The organism is Streptomyces sp. 4F14 (assembly GCF_048159485.1).
In the GTDB taxonomy this organism is placed as follows: Bacteria; Actinomycetota; Actinomycetes; order Streptomycetales; family Streptomycetaceae; genus Streptomyces.
This window is the reverse complement of record NZ_JBLRVY010000019.1, coordinates 180,221-205,940: the sequence shown is the minus strand read 5'-3', so window position 1 is coordinate 205,940 and position 25,720 is coordinate 180,221. Positions and strand designations below refer to the sequence as shown.

The following is a 25,720-nucleotide window of genomic DNA, read 5'->3' as shown; positions in this document are numbered from 1 at the left end:
GTGGTGGGGGAGGGTCCGGGGGTGGGGCCGGACCCATATGCGGGGCGGCTACCGGCACTTGACGGGTCCGGTCGGTGAGCGTGTACGGGTGATCCATCCCAAGATCACTTACCGTGCGTACGCCGCGACGGCCGTCATCCGTGCCCCACGAATGTGCCGCTATCTGCGCCCGCTGATGACGCCCTCCGGCCATGCGTACAGCTTTGATCAGGCCCGTCGGATGTCAGCCCATGCCTGCGAGATGTCAAACTGGGCGGGTGCCTGAACAGCCCTTCGTCTTCCTTCCGCTGTCCTATGCGGCCAGGCCGCCTCGGATCGTTGTGGTGGTGCCACACGACGATGAGCGCTGGGTTCGGTGGACGGCGGCGGGCCTTGCCCGGCTGTCGAGGGTGTGGGGCTGCAGTGGAAGTGTGGTGGTGCCGTCCAGCGCGGTCGGACATCCCGCAGTAGACCGGTGCTTGGCACGCCTGCACCCCGATCACGTGGTTGCCTACGGTCCGTCGTGGACCACGTTCGACGCCCTGTACCCCGGCACTATCGACCGGCTGCTGGCCGAGAAGAACATCTCTGACAATTCCATCGCAGCACAGTTCAAGGAGATGCTGCGCAAGGAACCGTGGAACGGAACAGTCGTGCACGAGGCTGAGGCGGCTGCCGACAGCCTTCGTTCACGCCTGGGCGCGAACCGACGGGATGACCACGTCCAGTGCAGCCGTCTGTTTGACTACGACAACGCACGTGAACTGACGCCGCTGGCTGCGGTGGCCACGACCCCTGTCATGGGTGTTCCGGCGACTCTCGTGACCACCCCGGAGGCTCTGGCCTACGCGATGCATGTCGGCATCGAGGCATCCGACGCCAGCGGAGATATTCCAGCTGAGCAGTGGCGGGAGGCAGCTCTCCGCGGCGCCGAGTCGGCACTGTTGTCGCAACTGCACCCAGATGAAGCCGATGGAGCCCACGCGGCCCGGTCACACGAGGCAGCGCTGTGCGTCCCGATCACGAGAGCCTTCCAGCACCGGGAGCGCATTGCCGTCCTGGGAAACCGGCCCGAAGACTTCGCACTGGCCGAGACCCTCCGGCAGATCCGAGGCGCGGTGACCTGGATCCCCTGGACAGAAGCAGGCCTCAGCGACATGTGGTTGTTTCCCGGCAGCGCATCGGAGCGGCTGCTGGTGACGAGCGCGTCGTTGAGCTTGGAGGAGACGCAGCAACGCATCAACACGCGGTGGGACAGGCGGCCTGTCAGGTCCGTTGATCCTGACGAGGAGAAGCGCTCATTCGACGTGGTTGAGCCCGGCAACATCGACCTGGCCCATCCGTTCATGGTGGTCTTGAAGAACGCCTGGGACCAACCGCGTTCTCTTCCCGCGACCGTGGAATCGGACGGCTCACTCCAGACATCGCTGTCTCTCGCTGTGGAGGTCCCACGCGGCCTCAACCCGAATGAGCACCGCTGGCAGGTCACTCTCACCGCCGCCAACCACCCGGTCCCACCTCTCGTCGTTTTGGACTCGTCCACCGTCACGGCAACAGGCCAAAGCCCATGGGAGACTTTCGTCCGCGCAGCCGACGGAGGCATCACCTACTGGTCGCACCGCTACGACTTCGTACCGAGCGGGGCTTCGCTGGCTGGCTCGCTGGCGTCTCCCAAACTGGCCTGGCCCGGCATCAAACGCATCCTGCAGGTCGCCGCCGCAGCGAACGACATCACCATTCTGCCCAGCCCTGCCGGCAGACGTGCTGCCATCACCGAGCGGCTCCTTGGGTCCCGTGCCGCTTTGGAGGCACTGGCCGCCAGCCCCGGTTGGCCGCTCCTGCACCGCTTCACCTCCGACGCCCCGAACACCGGCTGCCCGGAAGGCAGTTGGTGGAAGCTGAAGTCTGCGGTCGTGCTGTCCTGGGAGGCCATCGAAGCGCATGACGACAGCAGCTGGGAACTGGCCGCTCGCAGAGAGCAGATCGACCAGTGGACGTCACAAGGTGTGCTGCGGCGCGGGCTGATCCTTGGCTGCGATCACTGCCCCATTCTGGAGTTCTATCCCCTCGCCGAGATCAGTCAGAGCTACCGCTGCAGGCGCTGCGGAGGGGACAACCAGCTCGCCAAGAACCGTTGGAAGCCAGCCGCAGACGAGCCCCGCTGGTTCTACGATCTGCACCCGGCCGTGCTGGAGCTCGTCACGAACGATGGAGACGTGCCACTGCTGGCCACGCAGTATCTGCGTAACCAGTACTGGGCGCGAGGAGGTTTGGTATGTGAGGAGTTCGAACTCCTCAAGGACGACAAGCGATTCGTCGAGATGGACTTCGCTCTTGCCACCACGGAGGAACTGTGGCTGGGGGAGGCCAAGAGCAACGACTCTCTCGGCAGGAGCCCTGGCCAGCGGCGAAACGAGGCCAGCAAGCTCATGGAGGGGTGCGCAGCTGTCGGCGCGTCCGGTCTCATCATGGCCACCGCCAAAACGCAGTGGGCAGACACGACCATTGAAGCGCTCACCGAAGAACGCCGGGGACGTCTGCGCGCCGGAAAGGCCGTGCCCAGGATCAGTCTGCTGACGGGTCTTGGAGCGTCACCGAAGCTCTCTCCTCTGACCAGCCCGTGAGGCTGCCTGTTCGGTACGTGGCTTGAGCACAACTGGTGGGTGATGGGCGCCGCTCCAACCGCGCGAGCTGCACCTTGCCGTGATGGCTGTCCCATCCGCCCTGGCCCTCGTGATGCCGCCTTCCTGGATCCCTGGCTCTCAGCGTCCCCCACACCGTCGGCGACTGCGGCGAGTGCTTCGCCCGACGGCGATGGTGCATCGTTAGGGGAGCGGTGTGTCAGCGCCGAGGGCGTTGAGAAACTCAGGACGGGCCACGCGATCGGGATGCCGGGTCGGGAGAGGTAGAGGCCAGTGTGGTTGATGCCGCAGGTGTCGCTGCAGTCGAGCGGCAGGTATCCGGCGGTCTGCTGTCCCGCGCAGCGGTGTCGCATCGAACCGGCGAACAGGGCACCGGCATACGACTTGGCGTCAAGCGGGAACTGGCGGTCGTGCGCCTGGCCGCTGAGATCTTCACGGCTTGCGGCCAGGGCTGAGACCATGCGGGGTCTCGCCCGCTCGCCGGATTTCACAACCGCGCAAACCCTCTTGATGTCCAACTGCTCTGGACATCAAGGCTTATGGTGGTGGTGTGACTTCAACCGCCGACCTGCTCCGCGGCATGCTGGGCGAGAGCGCGTACAGGGCCTTGGAGGCATTGGCCAGCACGGCCACGCCCATGTCCGGCCGGATGGTCGCGAGGGCTCTGGACGTGTCTCCGACCACGGCGACAGCGGCGCTGGGCAAGCTCAGAGAGGCCGGGTTCGCCACCTCAAGCCAGGTCGGGCGTGCCAAGCAGTGGCGCCTCAACACCGACAAGGACGTGCTGCGCACGTGGCTGGAGGAGACCCGGGTGAGCGCCGCGGACGCTCCGGCTCCCACCGGGATGAGCCCGTACGCGACCGGTGGCGGCGGCGTCACCTTCGAGCGCAAAGTCGCCGTCCAATACCTTGCCCATCTGCTCCTCGGAGAGGGTGCGGCCGAGCTGGGCGACAGTCGGTCGGTCGTCAGCGTGGCTTTTCAGCAAGCACCGGAACACTCGGTTGACGACCTCGTCATCCGCGCGGCCCGTGCCGACGAGCCGGAGCCGTCCCTGGTGCTCGCCCTCGCCATGCGCCGCGCACCCAATCTCGTCAAGAGCAACGAGTCGAGCGCCAAGCTCATCTGCACGTTCGTGCAGGAGGTCGTCAACGCACCCGCCGAGGGGCCTGAATACCGAGCCGCTCTGGTTGTCGCCGGTCCGCAAGAGCACGCGGAGCAGCTGGCAGCACTCGCCGCCGAGGCCGTCGCGCAAAAGGATGCGCCCAGCTTCTTCGGCCTCATTCGGACGCACCAAAAGTTCCTGGCCGGCGTTCGAACACGGCTCACGCACATCGAAGAACTCGTCAAACTCGCCCTGGCCACGCTCGGGACCGCCGATCCCAGCCCGCAGCTTGTCGAACAGCGCACCTGGGAACTGCTGTCACGGCTGACCGTACTCATGCCTCGACTCGAGACACCGGACGAATCGGACTGGGCCCGAGTAACGAACTCCTTGATCCCTGTGGCCCGCGGCACTGACCTCTACGGGGCAACACGGTTGCTGGAACGGCTCGTTGCCCTGGCTGACGAGTACCCGCCGAAGGCAGCCACCGTCGACCTGAGTCTTCTGCGGCGCGACGCGCACCAGGTCCTCGACTCGACCACACGCCGCCACCGGCAGGGATGGAAGGCCCTCAGCCACCTTCACGAACGGGCGCTTGCCTCGGTGCGCAACGAGATCGCCACCGAGGACAGTCGCACGGTGCATCTTGACCGGAGCGATACGGCCAGTCAGCTGCTCCAGCTCGTGGAGTCCCCAGCGGCGGCGGTCGTCGCGCACGGTGACTCCGGCGTGGGCAAGAGCGCCCTCGTCGTCCGCACGCTCACCGAAGCCGCACAGGACCCCGATTCCACGCAGGTGGCCTGCATCAACCTGCGGCACCTTCCCCCGACCACAGTAGAATTGGAGTCCGTACTCGGCACCTCGCTCACCGCGCTACTCGGCGAGCTGAGCGCCCCCCGGCGCCTCCTTGTCATCGACGGCGCGGATGCGCTCGCCGAGGGCATGCTGGACCCCTTCCTCTATCTGATGGACGCGGCTGGCCAGGTCGACGTCAAAGTTGTCGCCGTCACAGCGAACGACGCCCAGCAAGTGGTCCGTGACACGATCAACGATCGCTGCGTCGGGGAGGTCGCCAGCTTCGAGGTACCACCGTTGACCGATGCCCAGGTAGCCGAAATCGTCGCAGTCTTTAACGAGTTGTCGGCTCTCGCGGCAGACCCGCGCTCACGTGAGCTGCTGCGCCGACCTGTGGTGGTGGACCTGCTCGTCCGAGGAGGCGTGAAGAGCACCCCTCTCAGCGACGCCGATGCCATGCAGCAGGTGTGGTCGGGACTGGTGCTCCGCCGGCGTCCTGAACGCGGGACCCCGGACGCCCGAAACATTGCCCTTCTCCGCCTGGCCGCCCTGGAACTCGGCCAAGGAGACCCCCTGGAGGTCGTCGGAGCAATCGATCCCACGGCGCTTGCGGGACTGCGCCAGGACGGGGTGCTGCGCACGGACATGGACGACCCGTTCGCCATCGGCCCGCAGTTCGCCCACGACGAAGTGCGCCGGTATGCGATCGCCCGGCTCTTCCTCTCAGCCGGCCACCTCACGGCGAAATTGGTCGAGGCCGGCGTGCCGCGCTGGGCGCTCGGTGCCGCACGTCTTGCCTGCCAGGCACTGCTTGCCGCTCCCGACACCCCGAAAGCCCCTCTGCGCGGCAGGTTCGCCCGCCTGCAGCAGGCCTTCGACGACCTGGTCACGGCAGGCCACGGGGACCGCTGGGCCGACGTGCCCGGCGAAGCGCTCCTGACGCTCGGAGCGCCCGACCCGGTCCTGCGCGAGGCCTGGCCCATGCTGCGCGCTGAGCCTGGCACCGGCCTGCGGCGACTGATCCGTCTCGTGCACCAGCGGCTACACAACGAAGCGGGCCTGGTGCGGATCGCCGCAGCCGAGCCCCTCATCGCCCTGCTCCTCGATGAAGACGAACCCTGGCAACAGGGCAAGCACGTGCAGGACATGCTGCGGGACTGGCTCCACGCCGTCATCATCACGGAAACACCCGCTGGGTATCCGCTCCGGGTCAGGCTGCACGACCGCCTGCTTGCCGCCTGCGCCGCTGCCGAGCGCCGGTTCAACGACGAGCAGGCAGCCGCGGCTGTGGCCAAGGCAGCCCAGCCAGCTGAGGAAGCCGAAGCCGAGCGCCAGTTCCTGGAGAGGCAGCGGCTGGTCTTCATGGGAGACAACCGTAGGCGCGAGCGCCGTCGCAGGCGTCTTGAGCTCCCCCGTGAGATCACCGATGAGCTCATGGTCGAACTGCTGGCACTGCTCGGCCCGGATCTCGGTGAGGACGGCGAGGCTATTCTGCGCCGCGTTGCGCGCGACGCGCCAGCATGGGCTGGTCCCGCCGTCGAGGAAGTGCTGACCGGCCGGGCTCTGGCCATGTATCGGCGTGGTTTCCTTGCCGAGCTGACCGAGGCCTACTACCTCAACGAGGACGAAGACGGGTCAGGATTCCACGAGGAGGGCATCCGGCGCCATGGTGCTCGCGGGCTCGGCGTGAATCCCCTTGCGGCCTGGTACCGCGGCCCGTTCATGCCGCTGTTCCAATCGGACTTCCACAACGGCGTCTCGGTGCTGAACCGTATGCTCAACCACGCCGCACTGGCGCGCGCACGCACCCTCACAGGCCATCACCGTCCCTACGGTGTCCGGATCGAGGACCACGACCTCGACGCCTACCGGACAGAACTTGACGTCGCAGGGGCTCGCCGGACCTACGTCGGAGACGAGCACGTCTGGCTCTGGTACCGCGGAACCGGCGTCGGTCCATATCCTTGTATGAGCGCCTTGCAAGCTCTGGAACGGGTGTGTGACCAACTGGTCGAGGCAGGCGTCCCGTTGGACAGACTGGTCGCCACCTTGCTTGAGGACTGCGAGAACCTGGCGATGGTCGGCCTGGTCGTCGGCCTGCTCGTTCGCCATCTGGAGCACGCCGACCGCCTGCTGGACCGCTATCTCGCCGAGCCGGTGATCTGGCATCTGGAGTTCGCGCGTGTCGTCCAAGAAGCGAGCGGCTTGAGGGCATCCGCCGACGGACTGGCGGCTCCCGAGCGCCGACGCTGGTCGCTGCGGGAGGCAGCCATGATGATGGTGCTACGCGCTGACGACCAGCGCAGTGACGAGTTGCGACTGATCGGGCAACAACTTGTCGCAACGGCCAGGCGACTGGCTGAGGAAGAACCTGACGAACTCGATGAGCCGGCCGTCCAAGAACAACTCGCGGCTGTGCGTGCCTGGGCTAGCAGCCTCGACCGCAACACCTACCAAGCACAGCAAGTGGAAGGCGGCCTGGAGATCAAGAGCTCGCCTCCCAGCGACGTCGTCGAAGCGTTGCAGGTCAGGAACGTGGAAATGGCACGCGCCCAGGAAGCCATCCGGCTGAGCGTCCGCTACTACATCGATCCCCGAAACGGCACAGACAAACACATCAGCGCGGACGACTTGGTCTCCGACCTGGCTTCGGCCCGAGAACTCCTTGCGAACCCGCCAGACCCTGATCCCGCCAGCCAGTGGGACGTACCTGCCGTCGTGGCCGCGACGGCACTCACCGCGGAGATCGTGGACGGCGTTGAACTGCCCGCCGACGCATTGCGCTTCGCCGTCGACACACTCCTGCGCATCGGGGAGGGCGCGGCATCGCCACGCCGATTCGAAGCCGAGGACTCCTACTTCGAACAGGGGGCTGACCGCATTGCCGCAGAGGCACTGCCGCTCCTTCTTCTGCCCGCCGCCGCGAAGCTCCGCGCCCAGATCGACGGCACGGACGGCTCCACGACGTACCGCCAGGCCGCTGCCGCGGCAGGCAAGCTGGCGCGTTCCCTCCCCAACGAGGTTCGTGTGCGCTTGGCCCGCGGCCTCGACCCTGTCTGGCATGCGGCGTGCCCAGCCGGAAACATCGCCTGCCATCACGAAACGGCCTTCCAGCTGACAGTTGAGACGATGCGCGACTGCATCCTCGGTAACTGGGATCCGCAGACCAGTCGGCGGAGGGTCGTCGCGCTCGACGATCCCGTCGCGCACTCACTCGACGAAGCCACCGACGACTCCATCTACGTAGACCGCCTCGACGCAGCGATCAGGGCCCTCGGCGCGGCAGCGACGGCGTCGATCTGCGTTTCGACCCCGGCCCGCGAACTCCTCGCGGTACTCCTCGCCGCGCACCGCCGCGCGCTGCTCGCTGCCGAACAAGACATGGACAGTCGCGGCACCCACGCCCTGATCGCGGCGCGGGCATTGCTTATGGTGGCAGGCACGGGCGACGACGCGCCCGTCTTCCAGCACCTCGACGCCTACGCCGACGACGCGACGCGCCTGGAAAGCTTCTTGTGCGCGCTGTCCTCGGCTGCCGAGGAGTCAGCGGACAGAGCAGCCACGGCACGGCGGATGTGGCCGACGGTGGTCGCCCACGTCATCGCCCTGCAGACTTCCGGGCACACGCCCTTCGCCGGACGGAGCGACTACCACTCTGCTCTGGCTTCGCTCCTGCCCAACCCTGTCCCCGAAACCGCCTACCTCTACCGGGAAGTTCAGGGGAAGCCCATTATCTGGTGGGATCCGCTGGCCTGGCAGGACACAGTCGCCCACTGGCTGCCCCATGCTCAGGGCCACGTCGCATGCGTGGATCAGCTCATCGCCTTCATCAAGCCCCTGCCGGCCGAGGAACAGGCACGCGTCGGCCTTCCGTGGGTGGCGAGCCTTGTCCTCGCCGATCCCAGCCATATCGCGAACCGCACCTATCTCCTGACACCATGGCTGATCGAACTGCGCCGAGCCGTCGCCGACGCGGGCCTGGCTGACGATTGGCAACGGGTAGTTGATGCCCTCGTCGTTGCCGGGGTGTCCCGACTCGCACCATACTCTGAGTAACCGCCGGGAGCCCGGGCGCCCGTATGGGGTGCGCCGCTGTGGTGTCACCGGGCACGGCGTCGGTGATGACGGGGGAGCTGGTCTGGGAAGCCTGGACCCATGAAGGGCCGTTGTCAGTGGCGGCTGTCAGGATCTGCCGTCATGGGCAAACGGCGAAGTGCTACCGAGGTGGCTGCAGTTCGGGCTCGGCTGAAGGCCGAGTTCGTGTCCAACCTGTCCAGCCCGGATATGGCGCTGGAGGCCATACCGCTGTCTTCTACGGACCGGTGCCAGTGGCGCTGCTCGGCGGAAGGATGCGGTCACCAGTGGCCCGCCCGGTTGCAGTTTCGCACCCGAACCGTCAAACCCTCGGGGTGCCCTGAGTGCTGGAAGCGCCGCAACCGGGCTCCTGGCCCGGGAGAATCGCTGGCCGATCTGAATCCTGCGCTGGCACGGCAGTTCCGCCGCAATCTCAGCCGCCCCAACCGTGGGCCGGACACCCTGCGCCCGCAGTCCCATGACCTGTGCGTGTGGGAGTGCGCTCAGGGGCATTTCTGGCCGGCGAGGCTCGCCAATCGCACCAATGGGCGTGGCTGTTCGGACTGCACCGGGCATGGCCGCTCCCCGTTCGAATGCAACGTCGCCATGCTCGTCCAGGCCGCCTGCGGGCTTGACGTGGAGCTGGACCACCGGCTCCGCCTGCCCGGGCGCCGTCAGGACCGCTTCGACCTGTACCTACCCGAGCCGGCCCTGCTCATCGACCTGGACCCGGAATGGACCCACAACAGGCCAGGAAGCCTGGAGCGTGACACCGCCAAGACCGCGGCAGCGATCGCCGCTGGACTCGACGTGGAACGCATCCGAAGCCGCGGTTTGCCGCCCGTCCCGGTGCCCGGCCTGGTCCACCATGAGGCCGGGCCGGGGGTGAACCCCGAGGGCTGGGCGGAGGCGGTGGGTGCCGTACTGCGGGGCCGCGGCCTTTCCTGGCGGCAGCTCACACCGGCCGAGGTCACCGCGGCGCTCACGAGGGGTGCGCAGCTGTGGCAGAAGGCCGTGGCCGGCCCAGAGGTGTCGGCGGTGGACGTGGCGCCCCACCTTGAGGAGGAGTTCATCGCGAACCTCACCAACCCGGGCAAGGCGCCTGATCGGATGCCGCCCGGCTGCAACGACGTGTGCCTGTGGCGGTGCGGGAAGCCGGAGTGCGGCTACGAATGGAAGGCCGTACTGCACAGCCGGGCACTTGCTGGCCGCGGCTGCAGCCGGTGCGGTCACGCACGGGTCGGCGCGGCCAACAGCAGGCCCGGCCCTGGTGAATCACTCGCCGAGGTCAACCCGACGATGGCCGAAGAACTCATCGAGATCGTCGGCCACCCCGGCTGGACCGCGTTCGACCTGCTCCCCACGTCGAACAAGACATGCCAGTGGCGGTGCCCCGAACCACACTGCCGCTTCGAGTACCCCGCCCCTCCAAACCGCCGCACAGGTCAGTCGAGCGGATGCCCCCGATGCGCCCGCCGACGCACCATCGCAGCCAGGGTCCGCCCCAAGCCCGGCAAATCCCTGCAGGACGTGCACCCTGCCCTCGCCGACGAGCTTGTCGAAGTGATCGACGAGCCGAACCTGACCGCGAAGGAGCTCAGACCGAGCTCCACCAAACTGTGCCGGTGGGCCTGCTCGAAGCCTGGCTGTCCGGGACGGTGGAAAGCCACGCCTGATCACCGGTCCCGCCGTGGCGGGACCGGTAAACGCTGCCCAGCATGCCATCCGCCGCGCAAAAGCCGCACCCAGCCGTGAGCCCGGCCTGTGTGTCGCGCCTTCTCACCGTGATGCCGGTCATACCGCATCAGCGCGTCACGTCGCCGTCCGCCTCGGCCGCTGGCACCACCATGAGGACTGCAACAGGCCCCATCCACCTTCTCCTTGCCTCATTGAGCCGAGAACCCCTCTCGGACCGGCACTAACGCGGTGTACAGACCGCTGAAAGGCGGCACTGGGAGCCCGTTCCTCCGAGAAGATGGAGTAGGGCGGTGGGCGGAGCCTGCCGGAGCGGATGGGAGAGCTGGTGGGGGACTACGACTACGCAGCCGCGATGACGTATGCACGGGCGCGCTTGAGCGCACTGGGCGTGACCGCAGAGAGCGGAAACCTCGCCAACGCCGCCGCGGTCGGTATCACCGAGTTCGTCTGGCGCAACGGGCCCATCGAAGACGCTCATGCGGGAGCGAGGGGACGGCGCAACAAGCTGCACGATGGCGTCATGTTCGCCCGCAACACCTGGGTCTACCACCAGGCCCTCGAAGCGGTGAACAGTCCCAAGCAGTACGCGCTGCTGCGGTTCGAGAAGCGCATCCTCGACCGCGAGCTCGTCTGGCCCGGCACGTCCGGCACGCTGACCCGGTTCGGATACGGAGCGCTCGGCGAGATCAAGAAGCACGTCAAGAAGTCCATCGACTACCTGATGTACCTGCAGGAGACGTTCTCTTCTGAGGAGTTCCTCCTCCTTGCCGCGCTTCAGGGCTTCGGTGCCTCTGACCACTTCGGGATGCCCGCATGGGAGCCACGGGTACGTGCCGCCATGGACCGACTTCGCGGACAGGATCCCGCGTTCGTGGAACGCCTCAGGGCCGTCTACAAGATCGACTTCTCCGAGATCCTGCAACGGGCCCCTGCCATCGTTCATGACGATCTGCCCGAGGTGGAACGAGCGCTCCTGAACGCACCGTACGAGCTGGGAGCCGAAGCGCTGGACTGGTTTGCCTGGAACCCCGTGCTCGACCGGGATCTCTGAGGCCTCGGATGAGCCCGGTACACGGGCTCAGGTGTCGCGTTCGTGCGCGGAGGCACCGCTGCTGAAGCGACAGCGCGCCACCCCGCCGCGGGCAGCGCCGCTCACCAGCTCCTGTTGCCCGGGTTGGAGGAGATGCCATGATGCCTGCTGCGCGTGCAACCACTGCCGGGCCTGGTCTTCGTCCGGTGCGCCGGTCCACCACACCACACCTTCGGGCAGGCCATGGAGATGATGGCGGGCGGCCCAGTAGTACCGCTGCCAGTCCAGTGGCCAGGGCGGGTTCCACCAGGTGTCCAGGGCAGTGAGTCGTCGGCCGAGACGCGTGGGTTGGGTGGCGGCGCGCTGACGGTGGCGCACTTGGTTGAGCCACTTGCCCAGGGCGAACCCGTCATGAGAGGTGGGCTGGGAGACGGCCAGGTGGCCGTGGCGGGCGGCGTAGTCGTGAGCAGCCTCCAGGCCGTGCAGCACGCTGCGGCGCCGCGCGGGCCAGGCGTGGAAGCGGTCGATCTCTGCGGCTGTGAGGCCGAGTTGGGCGAGCAGTTGCTGTTGCTCGGCGGCCAGCCGCGAGTACTCGGCGATCTGCTGGCGCAGCCACCGCCAGAGCCAGCGCGGCATCCCCGCCAGATTGTCATCACCGCTGACGAGGCCGTGGGCGAGGGCGTGAGCACGGGCCCGGTGCCAGGCTCGCTGCCAGCTGATCGGCCAGGGCGGATTCCACCACACGTCCAGCTCCGCCAGCGCCCGCACGAACTCGGGCGGCAAGCCGGCAGAGGCGGCGCGCAGATTCGCCAGCCATCGGCCCAGGTCGAACCCATCCTGTGGGGCGCCGGCGTGGGGGACGGCCAGATGCCCATGCCGGACCACATACCTGCGCGCGTGACCAAGGCCCTCCCAGAACCGTTCCTCGGACACGGCCTTCAACCCGGCGCCCCGCCCCACGCGTCGAGGCACGTACAGCTCGGCCCGCCACCCCGCCACCCCGGCGTGCCCTCGGAAGGCGACTGGTGGAGTGGTGGCCAACAGACGTAGCCCCGCTCCCACTTCGGCAGGCTGGTGGGCCGCCGGCACCCACCAGATCCCGCTGTGTGGCGAAGCGGACCGCGACGGTGAGCGCAGCTCGCGGGCCACACCCCTCATCCATGTCTGCAGGGCGCTCGGCCTCTCCGGCCACTCCACCTCTTTCAGCCAGCCGCGCTCCAACCGGTCTCCGAGCGCGGTCATGAAACGGTCATGGCGCCGAGACCGGCGGACAAGCGGCCGTTCATCCGTTACCAGCAGCCGCAGGGCCGGATCCACCAATGCGGCCGCCACCGCTACCACCTCGGGGAAAACAACCGCGTCCCGCGCGACCAGCTGCCACCACGCCGCCGGCCACTGCGCCGCCGCCTCGTTTCTGCGGCTGGTGTCGAGAGTGACGCGCTCAAGGCGCTGGCCCCACACATGCTCCCGCTGCCAGAAAGCTTCCTGTTGCCACCATCCGCACACCACCGCCCGAGCCACCGCGAACACAGCCCCCGGCTCCGCTCCCGTGCTCACGGCCCGTCGGGCCACCCGCGGCCACCGCGCCTGGGCGGCAGCCAGCTCCTGGCACCCGCCCACGTCCAGATACTCCAGGTCGTGGCCATCACCGACGTCCAGCAGCCACCGCCCGTGCCGGGAACACACCCGATTCCACCGTTGCCCGTACCGCCATACCCGCTGCACCTGGCCGCTGCGCCGGGCGGCACACAGCCGACAGCCGAAAGACACCGGCCCCCATGCCTGAGCCCCCACCCGCCACCGTGCCCATCCCCGATCCGCACGGGCCCGCTCACCGAGGGACGCTGGCCCGGCCGTCCACGACGGCAATGCCCGCGCCAGATGCGCAACCGGGACCCCGGCCCACGCCGCGACCTGTGCCTGGGCCGTGACGTTCAGAAGCACATCGCCGTCCGGACGGCGGCCGCTGCTCTGGGCGACCGGATTCACCCACTGCCACCACCCCCACGCCAGCAGCTCGCCCGCCTCAAGGCCGTAGCAGACGGCGACACGATGCAGGAACGACCACGTCGTCTCGCCCTGTACCGGCACCGCGCCGCCCGGAGCACACCAGGCGCCGAGCCCGTCATCCTGGAGGCCCATCTAGCTCTGTCCTCGGCGACGGCGGTCAGGGCATTCGGGTAACCGGCCCAGCTCTGAGAGACACCCGATCGGCCGCCTGCCGAGGGATGGCGCACGCAGCCGTGACCTTATGGCGTTTGGCGGCGTTGACCGGGTCGCCGAAGGGGCTCGGGTGGTCAACCGGGACTGACTCGCCGTCACCTCCGGGTGCGGGTGCGTCCGGGAGAGCGTACGGACGGCAGGTCCTCGCGCGCGTTGTCCGCTTCGAGGGCGTCGACGGGCATCTGGCGGTAGGTGTGAAGGAGTTCGGCTATGACGGCGGGACGGACCTCGGCCGCCGTCACCAGTGCCGCCAGCACCTGCGAACGCGATGTCTGCTCCCCGGCCGCGGCCGCGGCCCGGACCAGGACGTCCAGCCTCGTGTCCACGTCCTCCGGCCAGTCGACCAGCGTCTTGCGTCGCGGACGCTGCCACAGCAGTTCCACACGTCCCCCTCGCTGACAGCTATCTATATTGAATATATATTGAGCCCATGGTGACGATGCTGCAAGAGCGTTCAGAGCAGAGGGTCTTAGACCGCGGCCCGGCAAGGAAGATCCGTGTGGCAGGCCGCACGCTGACGTTGACGCCGGTGTTCGACACCTACTGGCGTTTCGCGGCGGCGCGCCAGAAGGTCTACGAAGCACGGCTTGCCGGGGGAGCGGGACCGTTCACGGACGATCCGATCCTGCAGCGCCACCGCTTCACCAACTGCTTCCGGGCCGCCGACCGGGTCAGCCAGGACCTGATCGGCGGCGTGATTTACCGGGGAGAGCAGGCGTGGGAGGAAGTCTTCTTCCGAACCCTACTGTTCAAGATCTTCAACAAGACCTCGACATGGCGGCTGCTGAACGGCGCACTGGGAGAGGTGCGGTGGGACGCCTACGACTACCGGGCCTTTGACCAGGTGCTCTCACAGGCCTTCACCGCGGGGCAGCGGTTGTACTCGGCCGCCTACATCGTGCCCCCGCCGCAGCTCGGAGAGGAGCGCAAGCACCAAAACCACCTGCGGCTGCTGGAGATGATGATGAAGGCGGACGCACCGCAGCGCGTGCTGTCCGCGCCGACGCTGCAGGGCGCCTACCAGGTCCTGCTGGGCTTCCCGGCGATCGGGCCGTTCCTTGCCTACCAGTTCGTGATCGACCTCAACTACGCGGCCGCGATGCTGTTTTCGGAGATGGACTTCGTCGTCCCCGGGCCCGGGGCGCGCGACGGGATCCGCAAGTGCTTCGGGCCAGCGGCCGACGGCATCGAGGCGGACGTCATCCGCTACATGGCCGACACTCAGGACGAGCACATTGCCCGCCTGGGCCTAACCTTCGCGGGGCTGCGCGGGCGCCCGCTGCAGCTGATCGACTGCCAGAACCTGTTCTGCGAGGTCGACAAGTACGCCCGGGTCGCCCACCCGGACATCGCCGGGATCAGCGGCCGCAGCCGCATCAAGCAGACCTACCGGCAGCAGGCCGACGCGATGCCGGCCTGGTTCCCGCCCAAGTGGCAGCTCAACGGCCCGCCCGCACAATGAGGTTGCCGCGTACGCCGCCCGCCTGCCGTACGGCGGCTGCCGTCATACCGCCAGGCGGCTGGTGCCGGTCAGCAGGGGGCGCAGCTGTGTGATGGGGCCGTCCAGCCGGGCGTGGCCGGCCACCACGGTCAGGGTGCCGCAGGCCAGTTCGGCCTGCTGGGCGATGTAGGCCAGCAGGCGGCCCAGGCCGAGGTAGTTGCCGTAGGCGCGCTCGAACATGAAGTGGCTGCGGTACAGGGCTGCGGCGTGCACGCGCCGGTCGCGGTCCAGCTGGAGGGAGATGTGGCTCAGGCAGGGGAAGCCGATGTAGCTGTTGTCCTTCCCGGCGGTGTGGACCAGCAGGTCCGCGCCAGCCTCTCCCGTGTCCGTGGCTGCGGCCAGGTCGATTTCGTATGCGGCGGCTATCTTGGCGCCCGCGGCTTGGGCCCGCAGGCGGCTGATGACGGTGCCGAGCTGGTCGACGCCGCTCTTGGACACCGCAGGGTAGGACACCAGGCGGCCGAAGTACGTGCCGCGGTGATTGCCCGGGTACCGCTTGATCACCGGATACATCCGCCGGTAGCGCTCGGCGAGGTCATCAGGGCTGGCGCACCGTGCCGCCAGGGCCGCGGGGAACAGGGTGCTGGCCACGGTCTCCAGCGGCCACAGCCCGCGAGCGGTGCGCAGCCGGTCCAGTTCGCCGCGGAACACCGGGTCGTCGCTCGTCGGGTCGGCGATGCGCACCACCGTGTGCAGGCCGGTCCGGTCCGGGTTGTCCTTGCGGTCCAGCTTGTTGCAGGCGGCGACCCAGGCCTGGGTGACGTCGCGTTCGGTCACGGCGAAGGTGTGCATCAGTCCTCCTGACACATACGGGTGCGTTCCGAGGAGTCGTGCTCAGGCGGGCCAGGTCTCGTCGACCCCGGCACGCGGGGCTTCGCGCACCACCGTCAGCCGCAGCGCGGCGCCGTGCGTCGGCACCGCGACCTCGATCAGGCCCTGCTCGCCCGGTGGGAGTTCGTCGGTCACCACGGCGCTCGCCAGCGGCGTCGAGCCGTCACTAGTCCACGGCTCTAGCCCCTTGGGCAGGACGTCGAAGGCCGCGTCGTCCAGGTACAGCACCAGCACATCGCCCGCGTCGGCGTACACCGTCTGCTCCGCGGAGGTTGCTGTGATCACATGCACCTGGGCGTGCGCGGGCAGCGAGGCCCCGCCCGCCAGCGCACTGCGCAGGCCGGCAGGAGGGATCTTGGACCACTGGCCGGCCCGGCCGGCGTCCAGCAGCCGGAGGTTGACCAGGTGGCGTACCGTTCCGGCGTACGACGTACCCAGCTCGCGGGCCACCCGGTAGACGTGCTCGGGAGACGACGGGCGGCCGCCGCAGATCCGTCCCAGGGCCGCCCGCACCGCCGGCAGGGGCATCAGGAACCACGCCGCGAACGCCTCCGCCGTCTTCTCCTCCTCGGGCCAGCTGCCATTGCCCCAGCGCAGCGCGGGATCGAGCTCCTCATCGGCCGCGGTGCGATGGCCCAGCCGGTGATGCCCCAGCTCATGCGCGGCCGTGTGCCGCTGGGTGATGGCGTTCAGCGAGGCGTTCAGCATCACCGCCGGCCCCTTGTCGGCGGGGGAGAAGTACACGCCGAACAGACGGGGCATCGGCTGCGCCATCCCGATCACCTCCGCTGTCCCGAGCGCCCGGTGCACGTGGACGTACTGCGTGCGGTCGATACCGAGGTCGCGGTGCGCCTGGACGGCGGCGATCGACGCGATCCGGTGTGCTAAAGCCCAGTTCACGCTGTCGGACTCCCGCCGTCGGCGTCCTGTTCCTCGCGTTCTGCCGCCCGCCGCAGCGTGAGGTATTCGGCGAACTCCAGCACCGTCTTGGCATCCCCGTCGGTGAGCTGGGCCAGCGCCCGCGGCAGACCGGCCAGGGAGTACTCGCTCGCGTCGGCGTCCTTCTCCTCGGCCAGGAAGTAGGCGACCGGTTGCCGGTACAGACGCGCCAGCTTCTTCAGCTCCAGGCTGTCCACCCGCCGCTCGCCGCGCTCGATGTCGCTGATGGCCGAGCGGGGGATGCCGGTGGAGTCCGAGACGAACTGCTGGGACATGTTCAGGTAGTCGCGGGTCTTCTTCAGCCGTTCACCGAGCCGGACCAGCTCAGGGTCACGGTCACGGCTGTCCGGGGGAGGGGTCATGACTGCTGCCTTTCAACGATGGCGTCCAGTACCGCCGCGGCGAATGCCCGCACCGACCCGGTGGCCTGGGCCGCTTCCCGGTCGGCGGGAATGGCGACGTGGTAACGCTCCTCAATGCGCGTGAGAATCTCGACCACCAGCAGCGAGTCCACGGGCAACTCCCGACCACCCTGCTCCAGTTCAGACCGGAGCTCGTCGGGCGATACGCCCTCGTACTCGGCGAGGAAGTCGATGACGACCGAGGTGATGTCGTCCATGCTCGGTGTGCCTGCGTTCGACAACTCTCCCCAATCGTCTGCATTTCCAACGACGCTGTCGTAGCATACGACATGCTGTCGGGAATGCCAACAGGGCTGTCCCAAGATCAGACAGGTGTGTGTATTGGACTTCAAGCGCTACCAGGAAGCGGCCGTCAAAACCCTCCAACCCCCCGTAGGCGGCACAGATCCCGTCCTCGTCCCCCTCCTCGGCCTCGCCGGCGAGGTCGGATCCCTCACCACCGCCTACAAGAAGTTCCTGCGCGATGGACCCGCCTTCGAACAGGGAAAACACCAGTTACGCGAAGAACTCGGCGACGTCCTGTGGTACATAGCCGCCCTTACTCACCGCTTCGGGCTCGACCTCGACGACGTGGCTGCCGCCAACCTGGAGAAGACCAAGGACCGCTGGCGCCCCACCCCTCATCACGAGCACGCCCCCTTCGATGCCGGCTCTCCTGCCCACGAGCAACTGCCCCGGCAGACCTCACTCACCTTCACGCCCACCAAGATCGACGACGGCCGTACCGTCGTCATCCTCACCCGCGAAGACGGAACCCCCGCCGGTGACCCCCTCACCAGCGCCTCCCACGTCGAAGACGGCTACCGCTTCCATGACATCTTCCACCTCGCCCACGCCACTGTGCTGGGCTGGTCCCCCGTGACCCGCTTCCTGCTGGGCCGCAAACGCAAGAGCGACCCCCGCACCGACGAAGCCGAAGACGGAGGCCGCGCCATCGCCATCGAAGAAGGCATATCCGCGCTCGTCTTCTCATACGCCGCCCGCCACCGCTACCTCGCCGAGATCAAGCACATCGATCACGAACTCCTCGCCACCATCGGCCACATGACCGCCCACCTCGAGGTCAGCATCTGCCGCGCCGCAGACTGGGAGCGCGCCATCCTCACCGGCTATGCCGCCTGGCGTCGGCTGCGTGAGCAGAACGGCGGCACCGTCTACCTCGACCTTGACCAGCGCACTCTCACCGTCTCTCAGAACTGACGGCCCGGCGGTGGCGAAACGTCCCGGCCGAGGGAGTTTCGCCACCGTATGAGCGTGCCGGGCCGCTGACGGCAAGGCTCGAGTTGCACAACCGTATAGGCGCGGCATGTGGGGTTGTCGGGTGGCATCGGCACGGGAAATCCACACCATGTAGGCCGCGTTTGCACAGGCCATTGCGTTTCCTCGGTAGACCAACAACGAGAGGAAGACGTTTGGTTAGTGCTGCGGGCGGGGGTGGGCGGTGAGCCAGTCCTGGAGTTCGCGGTGACGGAACTGGTATGCCGTTCCTGAGGTCCGTAGTAGGCCTGCCCCGTAGGCCCAGTTGAGGAAGCCGCCAAGCCTCCAGGGCAGTCGGCCGCGGGAGCAGCACAGGAAGACTAGATACCGTCGGCCCGCTCCTGTGAACAGGTAGATGCCGCCCACGACCCCGCCTGCAAGGCCGAGTGTGAATCCGGTGCCAAGCCCGGTGACAAGACCTGTCGCGAGGCCCGTGGTGAGCCCGGCGGCCAACCCGTATGCCAGGCCGGCTGCGGTCCCGAAGGCAAGCGCGCCCGAGACGCCGGCGGTCACGCCGGCGGCTAGACCGCCAGCCACACCTTGCGTGAGCCCGACCGTGAGCCCGGTCGCACAGCCTGCTACGAGCCCGGTCGCGAGCCCGACTGCGAGATCTCCCCAGACAGCGCTGCTGGGGTGGGCAACGACGGGGTCCTCGCGTCCTGCAACGTGCGCCCGCCAACTGAGCCCTGTGGCAAGCGCGGCCGCGAGAGCGTAAGCCAGGCCGGCGGCGATGGCGTATGCGGTTCCAGCGGCGATACCGATCGCTACGCTTCCTGCCAGCCCTCCGGCCAGCGTCACGACGAGCATGCGGACAAGCCGCTGTCTGCCAATAGGCGTACGAAGACGGCGTATTGGGATGGTCACGGGCGGGCCTACCTGCGCTGACATGGCCCGGATGATGATGAGCGCGGCTACCGCCGTGAACCCTGTCGCGCCCATGACCTGGCGCAGAGAACCGAGGTTCACGGAGGTCTGTGCGAGGAGCAGACCGGCAAAAAGCAGGGCCACTGCGGTGGCGAGCAGAGCGTCCGTGCCACGGACGCGGCGGGAGCCGGCCATCGGCCATAACTGGTGCAGCACGATGTCGGTGGACGCGGAGGTGGTGGTGAGGTACGTGGCGAGCGCGGCAAGCCAGTTGTGGGTCTGATTGGGCCGGTAGCGGCCGGGATCGGTGGGGTGCTGGCTGATGGCGGCCGGCAGGTACAGGGCGAACAGGTGGTCCCGGACCACGCTGGGGGAGGCGAGAGTCGGCAGGAGGTCGGGGGCACGGAGATACGCGAGGGTTGCGGGGTGGCGTTCCTCGTAGGCGGTGACGGCCAGGTTGAGCCGCCAAGGAGTGCTCAGCGCCTGCGCCAGAGAGCCCTCCGGTGCTGCGGTCAGCGTGTGCAGGACGCTCAGCCAGCGGGCTGGGTTTGTGCTCCGGGCGGTGAGGTACGCGGCGGCCTGCGCAGGAGTGACGGGATCCAGTTCAATGCGGGCGGCTTCGCGCATCCGGATGTCCAGCATGGCCAGTTCGGTGTACTGGGCGGTGCGACAGGTCAAGATGACGGGGGCGTTGCCCGAGGGGTCCTGGTAGGCGTTGACCTGCTGCAAGGCCCGCACGGCGCGGCGGCGGGCGGGTGGGGTGGTGGCGGTGTCCATCTCGTCCAGGCCGTCCAGGACGGGCAGGACGCGATGCTCCCGCACCAGCCGCCGGACGTCCGCGAGGCTGAGGCCTATGTCGCGGAACTGATCGTGTATCCGCTCAGCGAGCCATTCGGGCAGCGGAAGTGCGGGGTCCCAGTCGGCCAGGGAGAGACGGATCGCAACTGGGCCGGCGCTGCTGTTCTGAGGGTGGGCCAGCAGCCCGAGGATGAGCTGGAGGGCGAGCAGGGTCTTTCCGGCACCGGGTTCGCCGGTGATGACCAGCCGGCCCGGGCGCAGGTTCTGGTAGTAGGCGACGATGTCGGTGAGATGTCCGTTGGGGGCGGGGCCGGCGGCGTTGTTGGCGGGCTCGGGCCGGTGGGTGAAGGCCAGGGGGATGCAGTGGGCGCCGGGGCCGATCAGCTGGGCGCGCTGCAGGGTTTCGACCCTGGCCACGGCTGTGGCCAGGGTTTTGGCCTTGGCGTCGATGTCTGCTGAAGCCTCGTCGCGGTCGGCACGGTAAGCCGCCCAGGCCAGGTAGGTGCTGGGCAGTGTGGGCACGAGGGCGACGACGGTGGCAGCCATCCGCGCCACCTGGAACTGCCTGGACAGCCATAGCGCCATCGCAGCGGCGGCGGCCTGCAGAACGACAAAGACGACAGCGACCCGGCGCGTACGTGTTCCCCCCATGCGGGGCATCTTCCCGGTTCATCCATGCGACCCACAGTGTGTTCTCCGAAGTCGGCATAGTGCCGGGTCGATCGTGATGAACTGCCCTGTTCAGCCGATATTCCGGCCGGACCCTCTTTCAGTATCGGGCGTCGACCCTCACACAGGAGCTGGTGGCGGAGTCAGATGCGGGCGTGGAGTTCACGGCGCTGCGCCATGCCGCTGGCGGAGTCTGCGGCGTTCTGTAGCAGTACGGCATCCATGGCCTTGACCAGTTCGGCGGAACCGATGAAGGCAGCGATGCGTAGTTCGTGAACGAGCAGGGTGGCAGAAGCCAAGGCGACGAGGTCGGCGCCGACCTGAGCCGCTTCATGGTCAGTGGTTGGTCCGCTAGAGAACACTGTGATGTCTTCGTAGTTGGCCTTGATGCGCAGCCGGTACAGGTAGTCCGCCATGGTGACCGGGCGGACAGCGTCGGCGACCTCGTCTTTCTCCGCGGCCGTGAGTCGGACCGACTTCGGCTCTGGTACTGGGGCGCGGCCGGCTGCAAGTCGAGCGTCTCGGTCGGCGCGCCAGGCCTTCTTCTTCGCACTCAACAGCTCGCGTCGTTTGCCGGCGAGGCGGTCATCGACCAGCAGCTGGCGGGTGGAGCGCAGCGCCTTGGCGGCGATGTCCCAGGCTTGGTCGCCCTGCCAGGACACCCACGGGTGCAGTTCCAGATTGAGTGGTCGTCCGGGGCCGGCGAGGAAGCCGTCGGCGTCGGCGAGCCGGGTCCCGGGCGCGGCGGCGGCCAGCGTCCACGGTGCGAGTTGTCCACAGGTCCACGTAGCGCCGCTTGGTGGGTTCGTGCATCTGCGGGCGGGATCCGCCTTCGGCGACGATGAGGGCTTGCGCGCAGCCGTACAGGACGTAGTAGGCCTGGACGGCTCCCCAACTGTTGGCGAGCCGGATGATCTCGGAGTCTCCGGCCAGTTCGTGGGTGTGCTCCAACAGCCGGGCCGTCGCCCAGGCGCGGCGCAGGCAGGCGAACAACTGCTCGCGGTCGCACAGCCGCGGGGTGGCAGGTGGGCGGTAGAGGATAGGTGCAGCAGAGGCGTGCAGCCGTGCGACGACGTCCTCCAGCCCTGACGTCTTCTCTCCCAGAGCGAGTTCGCGGAAAGCACGGATGTAGGAAGCGTGGGTGCGGAAGCTACGCGTTTGTTCGCTGTCCGGCGCCAGAGAAGGAAGAAGAATGCGTGCCACGCCTCATTGTCCCCGATGGTCACGGTTGTCTGCTCTGCGGGTGCTGTGTTGCCGGGGTGTCCTGGGGGAGTCCAGGTCGATTTCCTCAGCCGTGATGGTGCGGCGTGACCAGTTGCTGGGCACAGGAAGCCAGCTATTGACCACGACCACGGCCACCAGTGCCGGGGCCGGGGGGTTTGCGGACGCGTGCAGTTCGGGCCGCATCAGCCACCGGTAGTTCTCCCGCATGCCGACCGGCTGCCGCTTCTTGGTGCTGTCCAGGACCAGCAGGATCGACAGCTGCTGCTGGACGGCGGCGGCGTACTGGGTGGGCTGGCCCAGATACCGGCGGGAGCGGTCGACGTCGAAGGCCTTGTGGCGCTCGACTTTCAGCTCGCAGGTCACGCCGTGGTGGACGACGTTGGTGATGCCGAGACCCTGCCGGGTGGCGCGGGCGACCCGGCCGCCGAGCAGCGGATCCTGTTTCAGACGCCGGTCGACCTCGTCGTGGAAGCGGGCCTCGGACACATACTGGCCGCGCCGGAAGAGCTGGTCATAGGTGAGCTCGACGGCCACGGCAGTGACGGCTGCCAGGAGCCGGCCGAACGCCTGCAGGGTCGCCTCGTCGTCGGTGAACTCCCGGACCTTCTCGTGCAGCGCCAGCAGACGGAGATCGACCTGGGGGAGTGCGGTCAGCGCGTCACGGGTGGCGTCGAAGGGGCGCAGCCTCGGCTCGGGGTAGCCAGCCAGGTCCGCCGTCATCACCCGGCCGTCCGCCGACCTGAAGCGTGCCACCACGCGCACGGTCTGCGGCGGCTGGCCGGCACCGAGAGTGAATCCCACCACCAGCGTGCCCTCACCGCAGACCGACACTCCTTCCTCTGCTCCGTGGTCCGCGTCGCTGCAGGCCGTGGGGCGCGGCAGGGAGAAGGACGGCACGGCTAGTTCGTCGGGGCTGAGTACCGATAGCAGTTCGACATCCAGGCGGTCGGCCCAGTCCGGCCAGGCGTCCATGCGGAACTCGACGCGCAGAGTGTAGGCCCGGGAGGGGAGGACGACCTGGCCGTGGATGATGCGGCGGTCATCGAGCCACAGCAGACAGACCACCACCGGGTCCTCTTCGAGGGGCACCGGCTCGGGCGGAACGTAGCTGTGCACTCCCCGGCTGTAGCCGCGTGCCGCCTGCAGCGGAACCGGCACATCTGCCAGCCCCAATTGCAAGCCGGTCTCCCCGCACGGCCAGGGTGTCCACCTGTGTCACGACCAGAGCCAGATGAAGTGATCTTGGTGTTCTGAGTGCCTCTTGACCTGCAAGGCTTTAACAACATGCGGACGATGCCCGGAAGCAACTGACCTGCAGATTCTCTGATTTGGAGCTCTCTGACCTGGCTCACCGCAACTTGCCCTGGACTGACATCAAGTGCTTCTGGACGTGTTACATGGCGATGATCATGGAGGCTTGAGTGGCCCGCATGCGGGCATTTCGCGATCTTTCGGGGAGTGCTTGTGGCGTCGGCGGGCGTGATCGATGGCCTCGGCGCGCCTGGAACCTCAGGAGCGCGATGGACTTCCGGTACGGCCGGTTGCGGGTGTGGCGCACGCGCGGGATGTTCTACTGAGCGGGTTGTTGGTTGCGGTGTGGTGGCCGCTTGAGTGGGAGATCGTGTTCCGTGCCTGACCTGCCTGCCCCGAGTTCGACGGGGGTTCGTATCGCCGGTGACCGGTATCAGTGGTTGGCTGCGTGGCAGGGGTGTGTCACGGCAGTCCGGGATGCGGAGCTGCGCGCACCGAACCCGGTGGTGGCGGTCGGAGTCGAGGTCGACGGCGTGGGGAACGTGGATGACGTTGTCCTCTACCGAAAGACGCCGCCGCACACCTACGTGCAGGTCAAGTACGCCGCGGACAGTTCCACCCCGGTCAACGAGGACTACCTGCTCAAGCTCAGCGACCAGGGTGGCCCGTCGATCCTGCGGAAGCTGGCGCAAGCCTGGCAGAGGCTCACCGAGGACGGCACTCCGGTCGATCTCGCGTTGCTGAGCAACCGGTCCCCGGACGCCGAAGATCCGCTGATCTCGCTGCGCGATTCCCGTAGCCAACTACTCGTGCCGAAGGCGGCGCAGCAGGGCCCGAGATCGAAGAAGGGGCAGGCACGCGCGCGTTGGGCCGAGGGCGCCGGGCTCAGCGAGGAGCGGCTGCTGGACCTGTTGAAAGTGCTGCGCTTCGACCTGGCACGGGACGTGATGCACCTGCACGAGCACCTGCAGATGCTGATGTTCGCCGCAGGGCTGCGATTCGACGAGGAGTCGATGCACGCCGGCGCGGACTGGGTGGCACGCCAAGTCGCCGACGGCCAGCGCCGGTTGTCCCTGGCGGACGTCAGAGAAGGAATCCGGTCTCTGCGGCTGGAAGCAGGCTCATCGCGTGCGGTGGTATCCATCGCAACCCTGAAGCCGGACCCGATGGCGGAGGACGCCGACTACGCGGTGGACTGGGTGGATCGCTTCGAGGGCGCCTCACCGTATGGGAAGCGGCGCCCGCTGGCCCCAGCGACCTGGGCTCAGCTGCAGGCGGACATCGAAGCCGCACCGTATCGGATGCCGCCGGGCACGTCCGCGATCGCCGTCACCGGCAGCCTGCGTCTGGCACCCGCATTCGCGGTCGGCGCCGCCTTTCGCATGGTGACCGGCGTCGACCTGGCCGTGGCCCAGCGCGGACAGCTGTGGTCATCCGCCGAGGCGTACGAGACGCCGCTGGCACCGGCCGTGGACGAGCACCACCTCGATCTCGGTCCCGATCTCGCCGTGGCTGTCGCGGTCGCCATGGACCCGACGCAGGACGTGCTGGACTTCCTGCGCGAACAGCAGGTTCCCGTCTCCCAGCTGCTGGTCCTGCGCCCGCCCGGCGGAGCGAAGGACAACTCCGTCCCGGACGCCGCGGCGGCCAACGCCCTGGCCGTCGGCATCCGGAACCTGCTGCGCCGTGCCTGCCGCACGCACCCCGCGATCCACCTCTTCCAGGCCGGCCCCATGGGGCTGTCCCTGCTGCTGGGCAACCGGTGGAACCGCCTGCGTCCCACCGCTGTGTACGAAGACGTCAACGCCCAGCAGCTGTACGAGAAGGCGTTCACCATCGACGCGTGAGACGCTGGCAAGCCCTACGACCCCGCTGCCGGCGGCGGTGCGCCCTGCGCCAGGTGCAGGTCGTAGTGAAGCCAGAGTGAGGCGGTCACGCGCCGTCAGCCAGCCCAGCGCCACAGCAATCGGCAGCGGGTCGTGGAAGAAGAGCCCCTCCACCGCGGTGGTGCCGCCGAGACGCTGCGCCCACTCCTGCTGTGCGGCCTGCCAGCACTCCCAGACGTAGGTGGTCACCGCGGCGTAGGGGGGGGCGGAATCGTCGGGCAGGTGGGCGTCGTCGACCGTGGAACCAGCGGACGCCAGGCGTACGATCAGCGCGATCCGATGACGTTGCTGTCCGACCGCGTCGGGTACTTGATCGGGCTCGCATCGGCCCTGGAGCCAGAGTCTTGCCTGCTCCTCACCGTGGGACAGCAGCCCGAGTGCCTCCCACCTGCACAAAGAACGTGGATTCGATGTGCACGAACGCCACCGTAAACGATCATCTGGTCCTGGTGCAGGAGGGATTGTCAGTGCCGGGTCGTACCGTGGTGAACGAGCAGCCGTAAATGCCTGTTTGTGACCGCGGATCTCCCACCGG

At 68.0% G+C, this 25,720-nt stretch carries 18 protein-coding genes; 9 read left to right on the top strand and 9 right to left on the bottom strand.

From position 1 onward, the window contains the following. Window positions 1–458 precede the first annotated feature (458 nt). The 5 genes from ACLZOT_RS30115 to ACLZOT_RS30095 all read left to right on the top strand — a co-directional run bounded on the left by ACLZOT_RS30115 (window position 459) and on the right by ACLZOT_RS30095 (window position 11,341). The gene (locus ACLZOT_RS30115) at window positions 459–2,603 is read left to right on the top strand and encodes a hypothetical protein (RefSeq protein ID WP_416972273.1); all 2,145 of its coding nucleotides are present in this window, start codon (window positions 459–461) and stop codon (window positions 2,601–2,603) included. A gap of 293 nt (window positions 2,604–2,896) precedes the next feature. Further along, the gene (locus ACLZOT_RS30110) at window positions 2,897–3,076 is read left to right on the top strand and encodes a hypothetical protein (protein ID WP_190216024.1); all 180 of its coding nucleotides are present in this window, start codon (window positions 2,897–2,899) and stop codon (window positions 3,074–3,076) included. Between the two features lie 95 nt (window positions 3,077–3,171). Next, the gene (locus tag ACLZOT_RS30105) at window positions 3,172–8,574 is read left to right on the top strand and encodes a hypothetical protein (RefSeq protein WP_416972272.1); all 5,403 of its coding nucleotides are present in this window, start codon (window positions 3,172–3,174) and stop codon (window positions 8,572–8,574) included. A 204-nt stretch (window positions 8,575–8,778) separates the two neighbouring features. After that, the gene (locus tag ACLZOT_RS30100; protein ID WP_416972271.1) at window positions 8,779–10,347 is read left to right on the top strand and encodes a zinc-ribbon domain-containing protein; all 1,569 of its coding nucleotides are present in this window, start codon (window positions 8,779–8,781) and stop codon (window positions 10,345–10,347) included. Window positions 10,348–10,615: 268 nt separating this feature from the next. Continuing rightward, window positions 10,616–11,341 (top strand): hypothetical protein, encoded by a 726-nt coding sequence (locus ACLZOT_RS30095; protein WP_416972270.1) that lies wholly within the window; start codon window positions 10,616–10,618, stop codon window positions 11,339–11,341. A 27-nt stretch (window positions 11,342–11,368) separates the two neighbouring features. Here ACLZOT_RS30095 and ACLZOT_RS30090 read toward each other — a convergent pair whose 3' ends face one another. Further along, the gene (locus ACLZOT_RS30090) at window positions 11,369–12,562 is read right to left on the bottom strand and encodes a helicase associated domain-containing protein (RefSeq protein WP_416972269.1); all 1,194 of its coding nucleotides are present in this window, start codon (window positions 12,560–12,562) and stop codon (window positions 11,369–11,371) included. Window positions 12,563–13,201: 639 nt separating this feature from the next. Between ACLZOT_RS30090 and ACLZOT_RS30085 the strand changes: the two genes are divergently transcribed. Beyond that, entirely contained in the window at window positions 13,202–13,504 is a 303-nt protein-coding gene (locus tag ACLZOT_RS30085; protein ID WP_416972268.1) for a hypothetical protein, read from the top strand. Between the two features lie 134 nt (window positions 13,505–13,638). Here ACLZOT_RS30085 and ACLZOT_RS30080 read toward each other — a convergent pair whose 3' ends face one another. Next, window positions 13,639–13,926, bottom strand: coding sequence for a hypothetical protein (locus ACLZOT_RS30080; RefSeq protein WP_416972267.1), 288 nt, complete (start codon window positions 13,924–13,926; stop codon window positions 13,639–13,641). A 47-nt stretch (window positions 13,927–13,973) separates the two neighbouring features. On the opposite strand from ACLZOT_RS30080, the gene ACLZOT_RS30075 reads away from it, so the two are divergent. Beyond that, a complete protein-coding gene (locus ACLZOT_RS30075) occupies window positions 13,974–15,005 on the top strand; it encodes a nucleotide kinase domain-containing protein (protein WP_416972266.1) in 1,032 nt (343 codons plus the stop codon). Between the two features lie 42 nt (window positions 15,006–15,047). Here the strand turns inward: ACLZOT_RS30075 and ACLZOT_RS30070 are convergent, their stop codons facing one another. The 4 genes from ACLZOT_RS30070 to ACLZOT_RS30055 are packed head-to-tail and all read right to left on the bottom strand — an operon-like array spanning window position 15,048 to window position 17,433. Continuing rightward, window positions 15,048–15,836 (bottom strand): hypothetical protein, encoded by a 789-nt coding sequence (locus ACLZOT_RS30070; RefSeq protein ID WP_416972265.1) that lies wholly within the window; start codon window positions 15,834–15,836, stop codon window positions 15,048–15,050. 42 nt (window positions 15,837–15,878) lie between these two features. Beyond that, a complete protein-coding gene (locus ACLZOT_RS30065; protein ID WP_416972264.1) occupies window positions 15,879–16,775 on the bottom strand; it encodes an ImmA/IrrE family metallo-endopeptidase in 897 nt (298 codons plus the stop codon). Beyond that, complete coding sequence (locus ACLZOT_RS30060) at window positions 16,772–17,176, bottom strand: helix-turn-helix domain-containing protein (RefSeq protein ID WP_416972263.1); 405 nt, start codon at window positions 17,174–17,176, stop codon at window positions 16,772–16,774. The genes ACLZOT_RS30065 and ACLZOT_RS30060 overlap by 4 nt, the downstream gene beginning before the upstream one ends. Further along, entirely contained in the window at window positions 17,173–17,433 is a 261-nt protein-coding gene (locus ACLZOT_RS30055) for a phosphopantetheine-binding protein (RefSeq protein WP_390984500.1), read from the bottom strand. Before ACLZOT_RS30055 ends, ACLZOT_RS30060 begins: the two co-directional genes overlap by 4 nt. Window positions 17,434–17,548: 115 nt before the next feature. On the opposite strand from ACLZOT_RS30055, the gene ACLZOT_RS30050 reads away from it, so the two are divergent. Beyond that, window positions 17,549–18,436, top strand: a complete 888-nt coding sequence (locus ACLZOT_RS30050) for a nucleoside triphosphate pyrophosphohydrolase family protein (protein ID WP_416972262.1) — start codon at window positions 17,549–17,551, stop codon at window positions 18,434–18,436. A gap of 216 nt (window positions 18,437–18,652) precedes the next feature. Here the strand turns inward: ACLZOT_RS30050 and ACLZOT_RS30045 are convergent, their stop codons facing one another. The 3 genes from ACLZOT_RS30045 to ACLZOT_RS30035 all read right to left on the bottom strand — a co-directional run bounded on the left by ACLZOT_RS30045 (window position 18,653) and on the right by ACLZOT_RS30035 (window position 23,164). Further along, entirely contained in the window at window positions 18,653–20,701 is a 2,049-nt protein-coding gene (locus ACLZOT_RS30045; RefSeq protein ID WP_416972261.1) for an NACHT domain-containing protein, read from the bottom strand. Window positions 20,702–20,967: 266 nt separating this feature from the next. Next, window positions 20,968–21,486: a hypothetical protein gene (locus ACLZOT_RS30040; RefSeq protein ID WP_416972260.1), complete on the bottom strand. Its 519-nt coding sequence runs from the start codon at window positions 21,484–21,486 to the stop codon at window positions 20,968–20,970. 544 nt (window positions 21,487–22,030) lie between these two features. After that, entirely contained in the window at window positions 22,031–23,164 is a 1,134-nt protein-coding gene (locus tag ACLZOT_RS30035) for a hypothetical protein (RefSeq protein WP_416972259.1), read from the bottom strand. Window positions 23,165–23,805: 641 nt separating this feature from the next. Between ACLZOT_RS30035 and ACLZOT_RS30030 the strand changes: the two genes are divergently transcribed. Then, a complete protein-coding gene (locus tag ACLZOT_RS30030) occupies window positions 23,806–25,146 on the top strand; it encodes an SAVED domain-containing protein (protein WP_416972258.1) in 1,341 nt (446 codons plus the stop codon). The last annotated feature ends 574 nt before the right edge of the window (window positions 25,147–25,720 follow it).